The organism is Acinetobacter baumannii (assembly GCF_009759685.1).
GTDB lineage: Bacteria > Pseudomonadota > Gammaproteobacteria > Pseudomonadales > Moraxellaceae > Acinetobacter > Acinetobacter baumannii.
Genome location: NZ_CP046654.1, coordinates 185,306 through 202,622 on the forward strand (window position 1 = coordinate 185,306; position 17,317 = coordinate 202,622).

Below are 17,317 nucleotides of genomic sequence, written 5' to 3' on the forward strand. Positions count from 1 at the left end.
TACTATATCCACTTTTATTTGGTTGATTTATACACATTTTTTCTAGATATATTGATGTTTAAGATATACCAAATGGTTAATTATTTATCATAAAAACTCACAACAAACTAAAACCTTTTTCAATAAATAAATTCTGTTTATGACTCAAACCCATACCCTAACTGAGCAAAATTTTTAAAACTCTTATCGAACAGCAAAAATCTTTGGTTATTTTCTGCTAACATAGCTCCCCTAGCTAGTGAATCATGGAACGCAATAGGCCGAACCTCCCACACTCGATCAACTTCACCTAAAAATTTTAATCATTAATGCTGTAAATCATGACTATGAATATCCAACAGGCGCTCAACCACATTACCAAGAACATTCATTTGACTCAGCCTCAAATGGAAGAAATTATGCGCAGCATCATGCAAGGTGAGGCAACCGAAGCACAAATTGGTGCTTTAATGATGGGCCTACGCATGAAAGGTGAAAGCATTGACGAAATGACAGCGGCCGCACGTGTCATGCGAGAATTTGCGATCAAGATCGATGTGAGCGATATCAAACATTTAGTTGATATTGTGGGTACTGGTGGTGATGGACAAAATTTATTTAACGTGTCTACAGCGTCTAGCTTTGTGATTGCAGCAGCGGGTGCAACCATTGCAAAACATGGTAACCGCGGCGTTTCAAGTAAATCAGGTTCATCAGACCTACTTGAACAAGCAGGTATTCATCTTGATTTAGATATGCAACAAACCGAACGCTGTATCCGCGAAATGGGTGTAGGTTTCTTGTTTGCACCAAACCACCACAAAGCCATGAAATATGCGGCTGGCCCACGTCGTGAACTTGGTATTCGAAGTATTTTTAATTTACTCGGCCCACTGACCAATCCAGCTGGTGTAAAACGCTTTGTGATTGGTGTGTTTTCAGATGAACTGTGCCGCCCAATTGCCGAAGTGATGAAACAACTTGGTGCCGAACATGTCATGGTTGTCCATTCAAAAGATGGTCTTGATGAAATCAGTCTTGCAGCTCCGACAACTATTGCTGAGCTTAAAGACGGTGAAATTACGGAATGGACCCTTAATCCGGAAGATGTCGGGATTGAGTCACAAACATTAAATGGTTTGGTTGTCGCAGATGCAACGGCGAGTCTAAAGCTCATTAAAGATGCTTTAAGCAAAAATAAATCTGATATTGGTGAAAAAGCTGCAAACATGATTGCGCTTAATGCAGGCGCAGGCATTTATGTAGCGGGCATTACCAAGACTTATGCTCAGGCTGTTGCATTCGCTCAAGATATTATTTACGGCGGGCAAGCATTAGAGAAAATGAGTGTTTTAGCTGAATTTACTAAAATATTAAAACAATCTCAGGCAGATTAAGGACTTCTCATGATTAATATTCAAAATACCATTTTAGGTAAAATTGTTGACCGTAAACATGAGGAACTTGCTGCGCGTTTAAAACAACGTAATTTGCAAGACGTAGAAGAGCTTGCAAAAGCAGCGACTCCGGTGCGTGGCTTTGCAAATGCTTTACAACATAAACGTCCGGGTGTGATTGCTGAAATTAAAAAAGCATCTCCATCAAAAGGGATCATTCGCGCAGACTTTAATCCTGCTGAAATTGCTCAGCAATATGAACAAGCTGGAGCAGCATGTTTATCGGTACTGACTGATGTGGATTTCTTTCAGGGTGCAGATGAAAATATTGCGATTGCCCGCAATCATTGTGCCCTACCTGCTTTACGTAAAGACTTTTTGGTCGACCCATATAATGTAGTTGAAGCACGTGCTTTGCATGCTGACTGTATTTTATTAATTGTTGCTTGTTTGTCTGACCAGCAACTCGAAGAAATGTCTAAAACAGCGTTTGAACATCAACTTGATGTATTGGTTGAAGTTCATGACGAAGAAGAGTTAGAGCGTGCCTTAAAACTTTCTGAGCAATGTTTACTAGGTGTGAATAACCGTAATTTAAAAACGTTTGATGTAGATTTAAATACGTCTATCCGCTTGAAAAAATTACTTCCGTCCTCACGTTTACTGATCACTGAAAGTGGCATTGCGACACCAGATGATGTGCGTATGATGCAAGAGCATGATATTCACAGTTTCTTGGTTGGCGAAAGTTTTATGAAACAACCACGTCCAGATCAAGCTTTTACTGCCCTTTTTGGACAACCTCAAACGGTTTAATGAAGATATATGAGTAATAAAGATTCATCGCTTTCTAAAGAGCAACAAAAGTTATTGAAGCAATTTAAAAAGCAAATCTCCAATCCTCATTCAAGCAAAATCGCAAATCAGCCTGAGTCTAAAAAATCTCAGGCTGAGTCTGAAGGATTGGAAGACACACATCTATTTAAGCAGGCTGTTGCAGGCGTTAAACCCATCAACAATAGTAATATTGCCGATGTAAAAACCCCACGTGCCAAAAAAGTTGATGCACAAACACTGGCGAAACGTGCAGCTGCCGAAGGTGGTCGTGATACCGAACATGCCGAGCTATCAGATACACAAGCTGCTTTAAATCCGGTCGCAAGCCAAGCAACGTTAAGCTATCGCATTGCGACTCTTCAACATAAGGTTTTTGAAGACTTAAAAGCAGGCAAGATGCGTTGGTTTGAAGCTGTAGATTTACACGGCTGTACCATTGAACAAGCACGTGACGCAGTTTTACAAATCATCCAGATGGCAAAAGATGAAAATCAAAATGTCATTAAAATTGTGCATGGTAAAGGCCCAGAAGCGGTCTTAAAAACCTATGTCAACGGATGGCTACGCCAACATCGTGATGTTTTGGCATTTGTAAGTGCCCCTGAAAACCAAGGTGGCACCGGCGCTGTTCTCGTACTGCTTAAACGTGCAGAAAAAAATCCAAAATTTGAACAAAAAAAATGATCCTTTGGGATCATTTTTTTACATCAAATACCTGTAATAATTGAGCAACTACTGCAATCGCAATCATTGCAGGTTGTTTTGATGAAATCCCGTCTATCCCGATCGGACAAACCAAACGTTGTAATGTTTCCGGAGTATAACCTCGCACCTGCATACGTTTTTCAAAAATGGCCCTTTTACTTTTTGAGCCAATCATCCCAACATAAGCAAATGGTTTTGCCGTAGGTTTTAAGGCTGTAAAACACAGTTGCAGATCTAGTTGATGATCGTGCGTTAAAATTAAAACTGCACCTGAACGGTCAAAAGGTTCGATCTCGGCGTCTAAGGTATCAGTTGTTATACAGTACGCCTGTTCCAGTAAATCGGATGGGAAAATATCATCACGCGGATCAATCCATTTCACCCTCACACCAATAGGTAATAAACAACGGACAATTGCTTCAGCCACATGCCCCGCGCCACAAATCAGCACTTGCATGGTATTTGGTTGAATCTGCTGGCTAAATTGCCATTCTTCACTGCTGCCAGAATGAAACTCGAAACTTGGTTGTTGTTCCATATCCATCGTTTGCCAAGTGGATGCATATTGATATGAGACATTACGCCATATATGCTTTCCAGCTCGCCATGCTTGCAAACTCCCAGATAAATCCGACGCAATTTCAGCGGGTAATATTTTTTCAAACAATAACCACATTACTCCGCCACAACACTGCCCAAGCCGAGCACTGAGGTTAAAGCGTTCAATACGCCTCACACAAGTTTCCGATTCTTTTAACATTGCTTTAGCAATATCAATCGCCTGAAACTCTAAATGCCCACCACCGATCGTATCTGACTGCTGCCATTGCTGTTGCAAATTAAATCGCAACAACATCGTTGCACCAACCTCTCGTGGTGTTGAACCATCTGCACGGACCACTGTGACTAATACCATAGGCAACGCATCGGCTTGCCACGCTACAAAATCAGTCCACCATTGTAAATGTTGCATAATCTTCTACATTTTAGCCTGTGGGCGAGCAGCCAAAGCTTGTCCCCGTCCAATCGCAATTGCACGTAAAATTTCCTCGGCAGTTGCCGGAGCATTGAGTACGAGCGGTGCATTTTCTGGAATAGCCGCCTGTACTGCCTGACGAATTGCAGAGAAAACCGATAATGCCAACATAAATGGCGGTTCACCTACCGCTTTAGAGCGATAGATGGTGTCTGCCTGATTTTGATTATTAAATAGTTTGACATTAAAAATATGAGGAATGTCCACACTGGTCGGGATTTTGTAAGTTGAAGGTGCATGGGTAAATAATCGGCCTGCGTGTGGACCCTGCGGCTGCCAATACAACTCTTCTGTCGTGAGCCATCCCATCCCTTGCACAAACCCACCTTCAATTTGCCCAATATCAATTGCAGGGTTAATTGACTGCCCAACGTCATGCAAAATGTCAGCACGTAATACTTTCATTTCCCCAGTTAAGGTATCTATTGCGACCTCGCTAACCGCTGCACCATAGGCATAATAGAAAAATGGACGCCCTAAATGGTTGACCTGATCATAGTGAATTTCTGGCGTTTTATAAAAACCACTATCCCATAGTTGTACACGTGCCATATATGCCCGTTGAACCAAGTCAGGAAATGTCCATGAATGACCATTCGCTGTTGAAACCATACTATCTTCAAACTGGACTTGGTCAGCTTCACTTTGACTTATTTCGGCTGCAAGTTTTGCCAGACGCTCACGAATTTTAATACAGGCATTTTGAACAGCTTTACCGTTTAGATCTGCGCCACTCGATGCTGCAGTTGCCGAAGTATTTGGCACACGAGAAGTATCGGTTGCAATTAAACGAACGCTATCGATGGGTAAACCCAACTCATGTGCAGCAACCTGCCGTACTTTGGTATATAGCCCCTGTCCCATTTCTGTACCACCATGTGTAATCGCGACAGTACCATCCATATACACATAGACCAGTGCACCTGCCTGATTGTAATGCACGGCGTTAAATGAAATACCAAACATTAATGGGGTTAACGCAATACCACGCTTAATGATGTCATTGTTCTGATTAAAGGCATGAATAGTCTGTCTACGCTTCGCGTAATCACTACTTTGCAATAGTTCGGCTACCAATTTTGGCGCAACATTATCACGGACTTCTGCCCCATAGTGCATACGATCACGTCCCCCACCGGGCTGCTCGGCAAAGAAATTGCGCTGACGAATTTCAACTGGATTACAACCTAAATAACGCGCAATGTCATCAATAATATTTTCAATGACAAACATACCTTGCGGTCCACCAAAACCACGATATGCCGTATTGGAAACAGTATTGGTTTTACAACGTAAGTTACATAGCTCAACTGCATTTAGATAATAGGCATTGCCAATATGGCAAATCGCACGTTCATTCACTGGCCCAGAAAGATCAGCCGAAAAACCACAGTTTGAAGCCAGTTGTACCTTTAAGCCTTGCAAAACACCACTGTCATCAAAAGCCACAGACCACTCATAAGCAAAACCGTGACGTTTGCCTGTAGCACTCATGTCATCATCACGATCTAAGCGTAATTTACACGGACGGCCCGTTTTTTGTGCTGCCAAAGAGGCAATACATGCCCACTGCGCTGACTGTGACTCTTTACCACCAAAACCGCCACCCATACGGCGACTTTCCACGCTGACCTGATGCATATTCATGCCTAATGCATGACAAATCAGTAACTGCATTTCGGTTGGATGTTGTGTCGAGCAATAGACTTTTAAACTCTGATTTTCTTGTGGAATCGCATAGGAAATTTGCCCTTCAAGATAAAAATGCTCTTGCCCGCCTAGCTCAATAGCACCTGAAAGTTGATGGGCTGCATTTTGAAATGCCTGTTCAACTTCACCATGGCTAAATTCAACAGGCGGCAACACCCACGATTCTTTTTTAATCGCATCTTGAATCGTTAAAATCGGGGTTTCAGGCACATACTCAATTTGTGCTAAGCGAACTGCCTGACGAGCTTGTTGATAACTTTCGGCAACAACGACAAACAAGGCTTGTCCATAAAACTCAACCTGCTCTTCAGCAAAAATTGGGTCATCTTTTACAATTGGTCCCCAATTATTTTCAACCTCAATATCCTTTGCCGAAAAAACTGCATAAACACCTTCAGCCTGACGTACTGCATCCAAATCAAACTTACTGATTTTGCCTTTGGCACAATTTGAAAATCCAACTGCCAAATGCATGGTATTTTCAAGCTCGGGTAAATCATCAATATAGGTTGCCTGCCCAGTCACATGTAAATGTGCACTTTCGTGTGGAATCGATTCGCCTGCTTTAGCTGATTTTTTAGAAACCCTTAAGTCAATATTTTGATTCATGTCAGATCTCCACCATAGCAATCAAGTCATTCACACGAGTGATCGTTTGAGACAGGATTTTTTCTACATAAAAACGCTGTAAACAGTTTTTCGCGACGTGTAAACGATATGCCGAGCTAGCACGTCCATCATCTAAAGGCTGATAGTCTTGCGACAATGCCTGCTGCGCCTGAACGATCAATTCTGCTGTAATTTGCTGGCCTTCTAATATGGCTTCTGCATATTTTGCACGTTTGGGAATAGCTGCCATGCCACCAAAAGCAATTCTTACATTGTGAGCAATATAATGAGGATCTAACTCGCAAGAAATGGCTGCACATACCGCAGAAATATCTTGCTCAAAACGTTTGGCAATTTTATAGCTGGCAAATTTAAAACGTGTCTGCCCTTCGCGAAGCGGAATAACAATCGCCTCAACAAACTCACCAAGTTGTAATGCTGTTTTTTGATAGTCTAAATAAAAGTCTTCCAAAGCAATTTCACGAGTCTGCTCACCTACACGCAAAATCAATCGTGTACCTAGCGTAATTAATGCCGGCATTGAATCACCAATAGGCGAACCATTAGCAATATTTCCACCTAGTGTTCCTGCATTTTTAATCGGCATGGAAGCAAAACGGCGCTGTAATTCTTGAAAGTCGGGATAAAAATCTGAAATTTTAATGAGTGCATCACTCAAACTTACATTTGCTCCAATTGTTAAAGCATGGTCTGTGACTACAACCTTTTTCAGCTCTTCAACTTGACCGATATAAAGCATATCGCCCAAATCACGGCCCTGCTTTGTGACCCACAAACCTACATCTGTGCTACCTGCAACAATACGTGCTTGCGGCAACTGTAAACGTAAAGTAGCAAAATCCTGCAAAGTCTTGGGTGCAAAAAATTGCTGCTTTTGATCATTCAAATGCAATGCAGGTAATGTTCTGATCTCTTTTAATACATCAATTACTTTTTGACGTTCTAATACAACACGTGGATAGTCATAAGCTTTTTGTGCTGCATCTAAAATAGGGCGATAGCCTGTACAGCGACATAAGTTTCCAGAAAGATAATCACTGATTTTATCTTTGCTTAGAGACTGTTGTTCATTTTCATACATTGACCACAACGACATGATAAAACCAGGTGTACAAAAACCGCATTGTGAACCATGCATATCGACCATCGCCTGTTGTACCGGATGAAGTGTGCCATCTGGTACTGGCAATAAGCTATGAAGGTCTTCTACTGTAAATAGGGCCTTACCATCTAAAGTTGGTAAAAACTGAATACACGCATTCACACTACGTAATTGCAGGTTGTCATTGACCAACTCACCAATCACTACTGTACATGCACCACAATCGCCCTCAGCACATCCCTCTTTTGTACCAGTCTGCCTAGTCTTACCAGTTTGAGTATATTCTCGCAGAAATTGTAAAACCGTCATTGTAGGTACTACATTTTCTACTTGCTGCTGACCACCACGGAAAAAGAAGGTGATTGGACGTTCTAACATGTTTTATCCTTATGCTTTATAATAATGCTTCTGTGCAAATATGATGCCATTAGGCGATCATTTAGAACTTATCAATATTAAGCGCACATTTCATGTCCAAACACTTGACTATTAACGTTAAAAAACATGAAATTTATTCATCTTTTATCAAGCGTACGGAAAAACCAAAATAAATATAGTGCGAGGATTTATGAACATCAGGTCATGTTTCTGATACAATGCCGAGCTTGTCTAATAGAGTAAATTTATACGTCTTATGTCAATGCAGCAATCGTACGCAAATATTCTGACTGCCGTCGGTGAAGACCTTAATCGTCCCGGCCTTAAAGATACGCCTGTGCGTGCGGCTAAAGCTTTTTCATATTTAACTTCTGGCTATAGTAAAACTTTAGAAGAAGTCACCAATAATGCTGTTTTCCCATCAGATAACCATGAAATGGTATTGGTGAAGAATATTGAATTTTATTCGCTCTGCGAACACCATCTCCTTCCATTCTATGGCCGTGTTCATATTGCCTATTTACCAGAAGGCAAAGTTCTTGGCTTATCTAAATTTGCACGTATTACCGAGATGTTTGCTCGTCGTTTGCAAATTCAGGAAAACCTGACTCAGCAAATCGCTGAAGCTGTTGCAGAAGTCACTGATGCTCGTGGTGTCGCTGTAGTCATCGATTCAGCACATATGTGTATGATGATGCGTGGTGTAGGTAAACAAGAATCTACCACCCGTACAGTTTCATTTGTCGGAGATTTTAAAACCGATAAAGAAGCGCGCCGTGAATTCTTAAGTGCAGTACCAGAAAGCTACTAATATAGTTTTTACTGCCTAAATAAGAGCCCGACAATGTTGGGCTTTTTTTATCGCTGAACGCGATAAACTTCGATCCAATTCTACAAAACATAACAATTGAATTAGGTGATTTTTGTTATAAAAGTAGGCATCTTTCTTTTTAAATAATTTATGAGCTAATCATGCGATTTAAAAAAATTTCTTGTCTACTTTTATCCCCGCTTTTTATTTTTAGTACCTCAATTTATGCGGGCAATACACCAAAAGACCAAGAAATTAAAAAACTGGTAGATCAAAACTTTAAACCGTTATTAGAAAAATATGATGTGCCAGGTATGGCTGTGGGTGTTATTCAAAATAATAAAAAGTATGAAATGTATTATGGTCTTCAATCTGTTCAAGATAAAAAAGCCGTAAATAGCAGTACTATTTTTGAGCTAGGTTCTGTCAGTAAATTATTTACCGCGACAGCAGGTGGATATGCAAAAAATAAAGGAAAAATCTCTTTTGACGATACGCCTGGTAAGTATTGGAAAGAACTAAAAAATACACCGATTGACCAAGTTAACTTACTTCAACTCGCGACGTATACAAGTGGTAACCTTGCCTTGCAGTTTCCAGATGAAGTACAAACAGACCAACAAGTTTTAACTTTTTTCAAAGACTGGAAACCTAAAAACCCAATCGGTGAATACAGACAATATTCAAATCCAAGTATTGGCCTATTTGGAAAGGTTGTAGCTTTGTCTATGAATAAACCTTTCGACCAAGTCTTAGAAAAAACAATTTTTCCGGCCCTTGGCTTAAAACATAGCTATGTAAATGTACCTAAGACCCAAATGCAAAACTATGCTTTTGGCTATAACCAAGAAAATCAGCCGATTCGAGTTAACCCCGGCCCACTCGATGCCCCAGCATACGGCGTCAAATCCACCTTACCGGATATGTTGAGTTTTATTCATGCCAACCTTAACCCACAGAAATATCCGACAGATATTCAACGGGCAATTAATGAAACACATCAAGGTCGCTATCAAGTAAATACCATGTATCAAGCGCTTGGTTGGGAAGAGTTTTCTTATCCGGCAACGTTACAAACTTTATTAGACAGTAATTCAGAACAGATTGTGATGAAACCTAATAAAGTGACTGCTATTTCAAAAGAGCCTTCAGTTAAGATGTACCATAAAACTGGCTCAACTAACGGTTTCGGAACATATGTAGTGTTTATTCCTAAAGAAAATATTGGTTTAGTCATGTTAACCAATAAACGTATTCCAAATGAAGAGCGCATTAAGGCAGCTTATGCTGTGCTGAATGCAATAAAGAAATAATTTTTCCCTAAAATAAAAAGAGAGAAATAGTCATCATCTATTTCTCTCTTTTTTTATAGGTACATGGTTTAAAAGAACCAAACATATCCTAAGCTTGATTTCATCCAATCTAGATGATTTTGTTTTTCATAATCCCAATTAAAGCGAATGGCATTATTACTATTAATGGCATATTGCCACTGTGTATTTAGCCGTAAGTTCCATTGGTTTTGGTCTTCCCAATATGGCAGCTCAACTTGTACCACAGTGTTAAATTTTTCAAACCACTGATTCATACATCCTAATGTCGGCCCTACTCCCACACGCCAGCCTTTATCTAAATTTGAACCCGCTTGGACATAAGTTTGTACCTGCCCATAGCAAATATGTTTGCGCTCATAATCTGCAAGACTGTAACCAACCTGAGCATTAAAACTCGCGACGCCATGCTGCTTTTCATCACTATAAACACCGTCATGAACCGCTTCCTGACGCCAGCCTAAGTTAAATCCCCAAGTCAGTGGAGTTTTAAATGGTTGAATCGGGTTATAAGAGTTCACTTCTAACAGATCAAGACGTTCTAGTTTTAAATGATCATCTCGCCACTGTGCATTACCATTTAAAAATAATAATTGAGTACCAGCACGGTATCCGCCCTGCGGATCTATTAAGTCATGATAAGCCTGTCTATGACCTATCTCGATAAATTTGTCACCTTGCACTTCGCCCAGTTTTAACGAAACATTACGTGCATTATGGCCTTGAGTCGGCTCGGTTGATGGTCTTTTAGGTTCTTGGCGCTGTTTGTCTAAATCAATCTGACTTCGTAGTGCTAAAAGCTGTCTAAGCTGTGGCTGAGCAAAGCTTTCTTCAACTTTGCGGCCAATAAACTGTAGATATAAATCATCATAAGCCATCTCAAGAATTTTGGCCTGATCTGATGGGCTAAATGATTTAAGTGTTTCCGAAGACTCTTTAATTGGCTTCATTGCTAACTGATGAGCAACTTTAGCTAAAGATGCGCCATGCTGGTGAGCTTGGGCCAATAATTGAGTTTCTAAAGCAGGTCGATACACAGGAGCTTTGGTGAGTCCTTGTTGTTGCATCGCTTTAATGGTTTCCATTGGAATAGAAGCGTAGTTAAACTTTTCTTGTAGATGAGATTCAGGTTTAACTAAATCGACTAAGCCCAATAACCGATATGCACAGTTATCACTCACAAAGTAATAAGGGAAGCTTACATGTTGCATTTCCCAAATATGACTCACCAAAAAACGCGTTTCTTCTGGAGATAGATTTAACTCATATTCCCACAAATCACGGCTCTCAAAATCACCATATTCTTTTACCTTACGATAGTAAGGCATAAGTGAGTATTCACCCGGATATTGCCCTGTTAAGCCTTTCCATGCATATGACCAGTTGTCATTGCCTGCCACAGTTGCTGCATAGTTTACGGCATAAGAAACGAGGTTTAACTGCTGTTGATCTTTAGGATCTAGACGTAATAAGGTATGGCCAAACATTGAGCTTGGATTACCCATAAAATCTGTAGCGTAAATTAGGGTCGCTTTATAAGGCTTAATCTGCCCAATCCAGTTTTCAAATTCTGAACATTTTACTTGCGGCAATTCATTTTCTTGAATGCCTAATTGCTGTATAAGCCACTGACTGCGTGCCGGAAATTTACAACGAATTGACTGGTTATCTTGCGTAGGTATAAATAATGCCGAGATGTCTGCTTTCAGCTCTTCTTTTAAATTATTTTTTCCATTTTTTGATAGGAAATAGCCAGCATAAGTGACCTCACTTTTCTGGTTTTTATTGGCATACATGAGCCTTTGCCATGTAATGTCTTGGTCTAATTTTTTTTGTTCTGCAATGGACCAGTAGTTTTGAATAGATGGATTTGTTTCTGCTGAATACGCAATATTCACTGCCAAAGAGGCAAAAATTAAAACAACCGATTTCATTAAGCTCATCAATTTTAATCATTAAATATAAGAAAAACCCTGCCAAATGACAGGGTTTTCAATTTCAAATTTATACGTAAGCTTTTAAAACTTCGTCTTTAGCCATTACGTTTTGTAATGATGCTAATACTTGAAGTGTATTTTGGTTGTTTGTTGAATAGATTTCACCAAAGTTTGCTTTTGAAACTTTGAAGAAACGGTCTTTATCTTGTGGTTTGATTTGCATTAACTCAGCAAGTACATTCAGGCTTTCACCTTGGCCTACAGCCATGTCACGCGCTAAAGCTTCTGCATTTTCATTTGTGAAAGTAACAACTTGTGCTGTAACTGTTCCACCCTGACGGCAACCTAAAGTACCGAAAGTAATACCTAATAATTGGTTAGTAAAAATACCGTTTGTTGTTGCAGCAAGAATTTTAGGCACCACTCCTTTTTGGCCAGCCCATACTTGCGTACCCACACCACAACCTACATCGTTATCAGCCATAGCAACACTTGAACCAGCTGCTAACAAAGCAGCTAAAGCTAATTTTTTTAACATAGATGTATATCTCCAAAAATCATTATTGATTGTTTCTTATGTATTGTTATGTGTAATTCTTATTACACGATATTAAAGATAGCGATAAGCCAATCATTTAGCAATTAAAAAATAAATAATATGATAAAAAGTGTAAAAGAAAAATTTATCTTAAATTCCAGTTACCTTGATTATCTCGATGACCTAATATTTTAAGCACCAGTACTAAACTTAAGAGTAATAATAAATACCATGAACCAAGTTTACCCCAGCCCACCATATGCCAAGCCTCTACCTGACTTGGATAAAGCCAGATTTTATAAAAGGTACTAATATTTTCAGCAATCCAGATCAGAAAAGCGAGTGTAAACAATACAGGCAACATCGGGATTTTAAATTTATGCTCATTTAATTGGAAATAAAGTTTTGTTTTCCAAAAAATAAAAACACTGATGGCAAATAAAATATAGCGAATATCGGGTACAAAAAATTTACTCATAAAGTTTATATATGAGAAAAATGCGAGCAAAAGCATACTTCCAAAACTCGGAAGTTTTTCAAATGAAACTTGCAGCAGGCGTATTGAGCGTGCAAAAAAACTACCTACGGCAGAGTACATAAAGCCTGCAAATAAAGGCACAGTCAAAATTTTAAATACCGCAGGCTGCGGATATTGCCATGAAGCAATCGCAGGATGAGTCAAGAATATTTCCATGGCCATCGCCATGACATGAAATAAAGCAATAACTTTGGCTTCTGCCCATGATTCAAGTTTTAAATATAAGAGACATATCTGAATAATCAGTGCATATATGAGTAAATAATCATAACGATAAAAACCCATATATTCATGGCTTCCCATCGACGCAGTTAGGGCAAAAGCGATGAGAAGCAAAATACCAAACAAGGCTGCCGAAACAGCCTTGCCAATAAATTGAAGAGGTAAAAACAGATATTGCACAAAAAACTATCCTAGATATTTAGCACTATACTCATGTACTGTATCTACAAAGATTTTTGGCTGCGCCGGATCTACCCATTGGGTAATTCCGTGCCCTAAGTTAGCAACGTAACCGGTCTTCTCACCGTTTGCATAAGCATCATCTAACATTGCTTTTACAGCTTTTTCAATTGAAGCCGCCGAACCATATAAAACAGCCGGGTCAAGGTTCCCTTGTAGGGCAACACGACCTGCCACCGTGGTTCGAGCCGTATTTAATGGTGTCGTCCAGTCCAGCCCTAATGCATCGGCACCTGTCGTGATCATTGGTTCTAACCATTGACCGCCACCTTTAGTGAACACAATCACTGGAATACGGCGTCCATCTTTTTCACGTTGTAAGCCCGCGATAATCTTCTTCATATAGTTAAGAGAGAACTCTACATATTCACGGTGTGCTAAAGCCCCACCCCAACTATCAAAGATTTGAATTGCCTGAGCGCCTGCATCAATTTGCGCATTTAAGTAGTCAATGACTGAATCTGCTAAATGGTCGAGCAACGCATGCAAAACTTCCGGCTGCGCATACATCATTTGCTTGGTAAAACGGAACTCTTTGCTTGAACCACCTTCAACCATATAAGTCGCCAGTGTCCAAGGACTACCCGAAAAACCGATCAGTGGAACTTGTCCACCTAAAGCAGAACGAATCGTACTTACTGCATTCATCACATAATCAAGATCGGCTTTAGCATTAAGCTTAGGTAAGTTAGCCACATCTTGTTCAGTACGTACCGTTTTATGAAACTTCGGACCTTCTCCAGTTTCAAAATATAGTCCAAGCCCTAATGCGTCTGGAATAGTTAAAATATCTGAAAATAAAATTGCTGCGTCTAAATCGTAGCGACGCAAAGGCTGTAAAGTCACTTCACAAGCAAACTCTGTATTTTTGCATAAAGATAGAAAGTCACCAGCTTTTGAGCGTGTTTCCCGATATTCAGGCAAATAACGTCCTGCTTGGCGCATCATCCATATTGGAGTGGTATCTACAGGCTCACGTAATAAAGCACGTAAGAAACGATCATTTTTAAGTGTCGTCATTGCCGATCTCTATCTTTTTCATGTGGCAGCATCATAACAAAAGGTGAGTGTTTTTATAATTTCAATTTCACACAAAAAACTTGCCAATCTACTAAAAAATGCATATTTACACAAAAGTCTACTGCAAGAAGAAACGTTTTCTGCAATACTTGCAGCATGTTACATCGGGTTTATTTATATCCCTTCGAGTCTCAAATAAGCCAATATTAAATTCATAAGAATGAATGATTGGTGAGTTTATGGCCTAAAGGATCTGATTTTCCCTATTGCTTATATGAAAATTCTTAAGGTTGAATTACATGTTTGTTCGCTCATTACTCGCTATGAGTTTAAGTTGTATTATTGCTAATGTTGCTTTGGCTGCGTCAACAACTGAGCAACCACTGAACCCTAATAAAGTATCTGCTCCTGTAGAAGATCCGATTGATCCGCTTGCTGTAGATGCTGCTTCAACTGTAAAAGCTCAAGCTCAGACTCAGATTACTGCACAAGAACAAAATGACCTAAATAGAGCGTCAACAACATTACAAAATTTACAAAAAGCTGAAGACCAAAATGCTGATTCAGGTATTGCCGCTTCAACGCCAGTAGCTACGGCTAAAACCACAACAGCTACTCCGTCTACAGCAACTTCTGCGCCAGCGGTTACATGGACATTAGATAGCTTAAACAACGCTGAGTGGTATGAAAATATTGGCAAAGGCCAACTTCCAGTTTATGCACGCGCTCACGTTATGCTTAATAATGCACATGCTTCACCGGGTGCTATCGATGGCATGAGCGGTAAAAATACATTAAAAGCAATTGCATCTTTCCAGCAAATGAATGGTTTATCTCCTACTGGCGAGTTAACTAAAGAAACTTGGGATGCGCTTGTTGCTAAACAAAACAAACCAGCGTTTATTGAATACACCATTACTGATGCCGATTTAAAAGGTCCTTACGCACAATCAATTCCTTCTGACTATGCTTTACAAGCAAAAATGAAAGGTTTGTACTACACACGCGTAAGTGAAATGTTGGGCGAGAAGTTTCATATTGATGAAGCCTTCTTAAAGAAAATTAACCCGACTGCGACATTCAAAAAAGTTGGTGAAAAAATCATTGTTCCAAATGTACGCAATGACTTACCAGAAGATATTCACTTGATTATTGCGCATAAAGGTGCGAAACAGTTGTATCTGTTTAACAGCCGTAATCAAATGATTGCGTCATTTCCTGCAACAATTGGCAGTACTGATACGCCATCTCCGACCGGTACTTACAAGGTAGTAGGTGTAGCACGTAATCCTTGGTACAGCTACTCTCCTTCTAACTTTGTACAAGGCAATAACTTAAAACCGCTTTCATTACCACCAGGTCCAAATGCTCCTGTAGGTAATATCTGGATTGGTTTAAGCAAAAAATCATTTGGTATTCACGGTACACCAAACCCGTCTTTAATTTCTAAAACTGCATCACACGGTTGTATCCGTTTAACGAACTGGGATGCTAACGATTTAGGTAATAAAGTACGTTCAGGCGTAACTGTTAAATTCTTAGAATAATCCTCTTAATTAAAAGAGCCTGCTTTATGCAGGCTTTTTTATTAAATTTTTTAGCATAGCCCCGTGGAATATGTAGTTATTATTTTGGCTATAAAAATAAAACCTGCCCAGGTTTACTAATTACACAGCAACTTTTGTATTTAGAATATTTAGCATGGTTTGCATTTTAGCTTCTGTTTCTAGCCATTCAGCTTCAGCATCTGACCCTTCAACAATCCCCGCACCAGCATATAAGCGCATTTTATTTTCACTGAGTAGACCACATCGAATTGTCACTACCCACTCACCATTACCCTCCGCATCCATCCAGCCGACTAACCCCGTGTAATAATGTCGGTCATAACCTTCATGATCTAAAATAAACTGCTTAGCAACATGAGTTGGTGAGCCACAAACTGCTGGTGTTGGATGTAATTCTAATGCAAGGTTTAAGGCATCGGGAGCTTGTTGCTTAAGCACACCTTGGAATTCTGATGATAAATGCAACATTGTTGATGTTTCTAAAATATCTGGAAATTCAGAAACCTTAAGCTCTACACAATGAGTGGCTAAATTTCTAATAATATTTTCAACCACAATTCGATGTTCATGTTGGTCTTTCTCAGAATGATTTAATTCTTGTTGGCTGACGAAATTTTTTTCGGAAATCTGAGATTTGGGTCTAGAACCGGCCAAAGGATTACTGGTTACAATACGACCTTGTTTTGATAAAAGCAGTTCTGGGCTTGCGCCTAGAATATAATTATTATGTTCTACTGGAATCACAAAATTATAAGCATTTGGATTTTGTTTTAATAAAGCAGCCAATAAGTTTTCTGGCTCTTGATGACGGTTGAACTCATATTCAACAGCCTGAGAAAGAACAACTTTTTCTACCTTCTTTTTCTCAAAAGCATCTAATGCTAACTGTACTGTACCTTCAAATTTTTGGCGTTGAATGAGTAATGATTTATTAATTATCTCAATGTTATTACGATTTTTTAATGAGTTAATCGTAGAAGATGCTTGTGTTATTTTTTTATGATCAGCATAAAAATTTAAGCTACTTTTCTTTGTAATATCAAAAGGTATAGCACCAATTAAAACTGGATTTTGATGGCCTTGCTTTTTAATTTCTTCAAAGCATTTTGCAATCTCTTCATTCAATAGTGCGGTATTTGCTGCAGGTGTATTTAACGTTTTAACGAATTCGTTGACCTCAAGATAATAATTCTTCGTAGAAAAACATGAAAATTTCTTTTGACCGATATGATCTAAATTTTGCTCTACTGATATTTGAGTCTGCATCATCTGTATATCACCTCTCACATTGATTTTTTTCAAGCAAATTCTGTAGTACTTCTTTTTAAATATAAGGAT

The 17,317-nt window shown here is 39.4% G+C and carries 14 protein-coding genes; 6 read left to right on the top strand and 8 right to left on the bottom strand.

The window, feature by feature from the left end; genetic code table 11:
• The first annotated feature begins 326 nt into the window (after nucleotides 1-326).
• The 3 genes from trpD to GO593_RS01045 are packed head-to-tail and all read left to right on the top strand — an operon-like array spanning nucleotide 327 to nucleotide 2,897.
• Nucleotides 327-1,376 carry an anthranilate phosphoribosyltransferase gene (gene trpD, locus GO593_RS01035; RefSeq protein WP_002135374.1) on the top strand — a complete coding sequence of 350 codons (1,050 nt, stop codon included), beginning with the start codon at nucleotides 327-329 and terminating at the stop codon, nucleotides 1,374-1,376.
• 9 nt (nucleotides 1,377-1,385) lie between these two features.
• On the top strand, nucleotides 1,386-2,192 hold the full coding sequence (gene trpC, locus GO593_RS01040; RefSeq protein ID WP_000608307.1) for an indole-3-glycerol phosphate synthase TrpC: 807 nt from the start codon (nucleotides 1,386-1,388) through the stop codon (nucleotides 2,190-2,192).
• 9 nt (nucleotides 2,193-2,201) lie between these two features.
• On the top strand, nucleotides 2,202-2,897 hold the full coding sequence (locus GO593_RS01045; RefSeq protein ID WP_000066134.1) for a Smr/MutS family protein: 696 nt from the start codon (nucleotides 2,202-2,204) through the stop codon (nucleotides 2,895-2,897).
• Nucleotides 2,898-2,907: 10 nt separating this feature from the next.
• On the opposite strand, the gene xdhC is transcribed toward GO593_RS01045, so the two are convergent.
• The 3 genes from xdhC to xdhA are packed head-to-tail and all read right to left on the bottom strand — an operon-like array spanning nucleotide 2,908 to nucleotide 7,774.
• Nucleotides 2,908-3,891 carry a xanthine dehydrogenase accessory protein XdhC gene (xdhC, locus tag GO593_RS01050; protein WP_001164230.1) on the bottom strand — a complete coding sequence of 328 codons (984 nt, stop codon included), beginning with the start codon at nucleotides 3,889-3,891 and terminating at the stop codon, nucleotides 2,908-2,910.
• 6 nt (nucleotides 3,892-3,897) lie between these two features.
• Nucleotides 3,898-6,273, bottom strand: coding sequence for a xanthine dehydrogenase molybdopterin binding subunit (gene xdhB, locus GO593_RS01055; RefSeq protein ID WP_001073019.1), 2,376 nt, complete (start codon nucleotides 6,271-6,273; stop codon nucleotides 3,898-3,900).
• A gap of 1 nt (nucleotide 6,274) precedes the next feature.
• On the bottom strand, nucleotides 6,275-7,774 hold the full coding sequence (gene xdhA, locus GO593_RS01060; RefSeq protein ID WP_000893693.1) for a xanthine dehydrogenase small subunit: 1,500 nt from the start codon (nucleotides 7,772-7,774) through the stop codon (nucleotides 6,275-6,277).
• A 262-nt stretch (nucleotides 7,775-8,036) separates the two neighbouring features.
• Here xdhA and folE point away from each other — a divergent pair, with 262 nt between their 5' ends.
• Together folE and GO593_RS01070 are read left to right on the top strand one after the other, a co-directional pair.
• Entirely contained in the window at nucleotides 8,037-8,585 is a 549-nt protein-coding gene (folE, locus tag GO593_RS01065) for a GTP cyclohydrolase I FolE (protein WP_001187842.1), read from the top strand.
• A 161-nt stretch (nucleotides 8,586-8,746) separates the two neighbouring features.
• Nucleotides 8,747-9,898: an extended-spectrum class C beta-lactamase ADC-158 gene (locus GO593_RS01070; protein WP_001211227.1), complete on the top strand. Its 1,152-nt coding sequence runs from the start codon at nucleotides 8,747-8,749 to the stop codon at nucleotides 9,896-9,898.
• A 68-nt stretch (nucleotides 9,899-9,966) separates the two neighbouring features.
• On the opposite strand, the gene GO593_RS01075 is transcribed toward GO593_RS01070, so the two are convergent.
• The 4 genes from GO593_RS01075 to hemE all read right to left on the bottom strand — a co-directional run bounded on the left by GO593_RS01075 (nucleotide 9,967) and on the right by hemE (nucleotide 14,411).
• Nucleotides 9,967-11,850, bottom strand: coding sequence for an Lnb N-terminal periplasmic domain-containing protein (locus GO593_RS01075; RefSeq protein ID WP_005143834.1), 1,884 nt, complete (start codon nucleotides 11,848-11,850; stop codon nucleotides 9,967-9,969).
• 70 nt (nucleotides 11,851-11,920) lie between these two features.
• Complete coding sequence (locus GO593_RS01080) at nucleotides 11,921-12,391, bottom strand: DUF3015 family protein (protein ID WP_000914200.1); 471 nt, start codon at nucleotides 12,389-12,391, stop codon at nucleotides 11,921-11,923.
• Between the two features lie 145 nt (nucleotides 12,392-12,536).
• A complete protein-coding gene (locus GO593_RS01085) occupies nucleotides 12,537-13,331 on the bottom strand; it encodes a DUF817 family protein (protein WP_001199672.1) in 795 nt (264 codons plus the stop codon).
• 6 nt (nucleotides 13,332-13,337) lie between these two features.
• Nucleotides 13,338-14,411, bottom strand: a complete 1,074-nt coding sequence (hemE, locus tag GO593_RS01090; protein WP_000209397.1) for a uroporphyrinogen decarboxylase — start codon at nucleotides 14,409-14,411, stop codon at nucleotides 13,338-13,340.
• Between the two features lie 299 nt (nucleotides 14,412-14,710).
• On the opposite strand from hemE, the gene GO593_RS01095 reads away from it, so the two are divergent.
• Nucleotides 14,711-15,958 carry a L,D-transpeptidase family protein gene (locus tag GO593_RS01095; RefSeq protein WP_000498093.1) on the top strand — a complete coding sequence of 416 codons (1,248 nt, stop codon included), beginning with the start codon at nucleotides 14,711-14,713 and terminating at the stop codon, nucleotides 15,956-15,958.
• A gap of 120 nt (nucleotides 15,959-16,078) precedes the next feature.
• Here the strand turns inward: GO593_RS01095 and basJ are convergent, their stop codons facing one another.
• A complete protein-coding gene (gene basJ, locus GO593_RS01100) occupies nucleotides 16,079-17,248 on the bottom strand; it encodes an acinetobactin biosynthesis isochorismate synthase BasJ (RefSeq protein ID WP_000983818.1) in 1,170 nt (389 codons plus the stop codon).
• Nucleotides 17,249-17,317 lie beyond the last annotated feature (69 nt).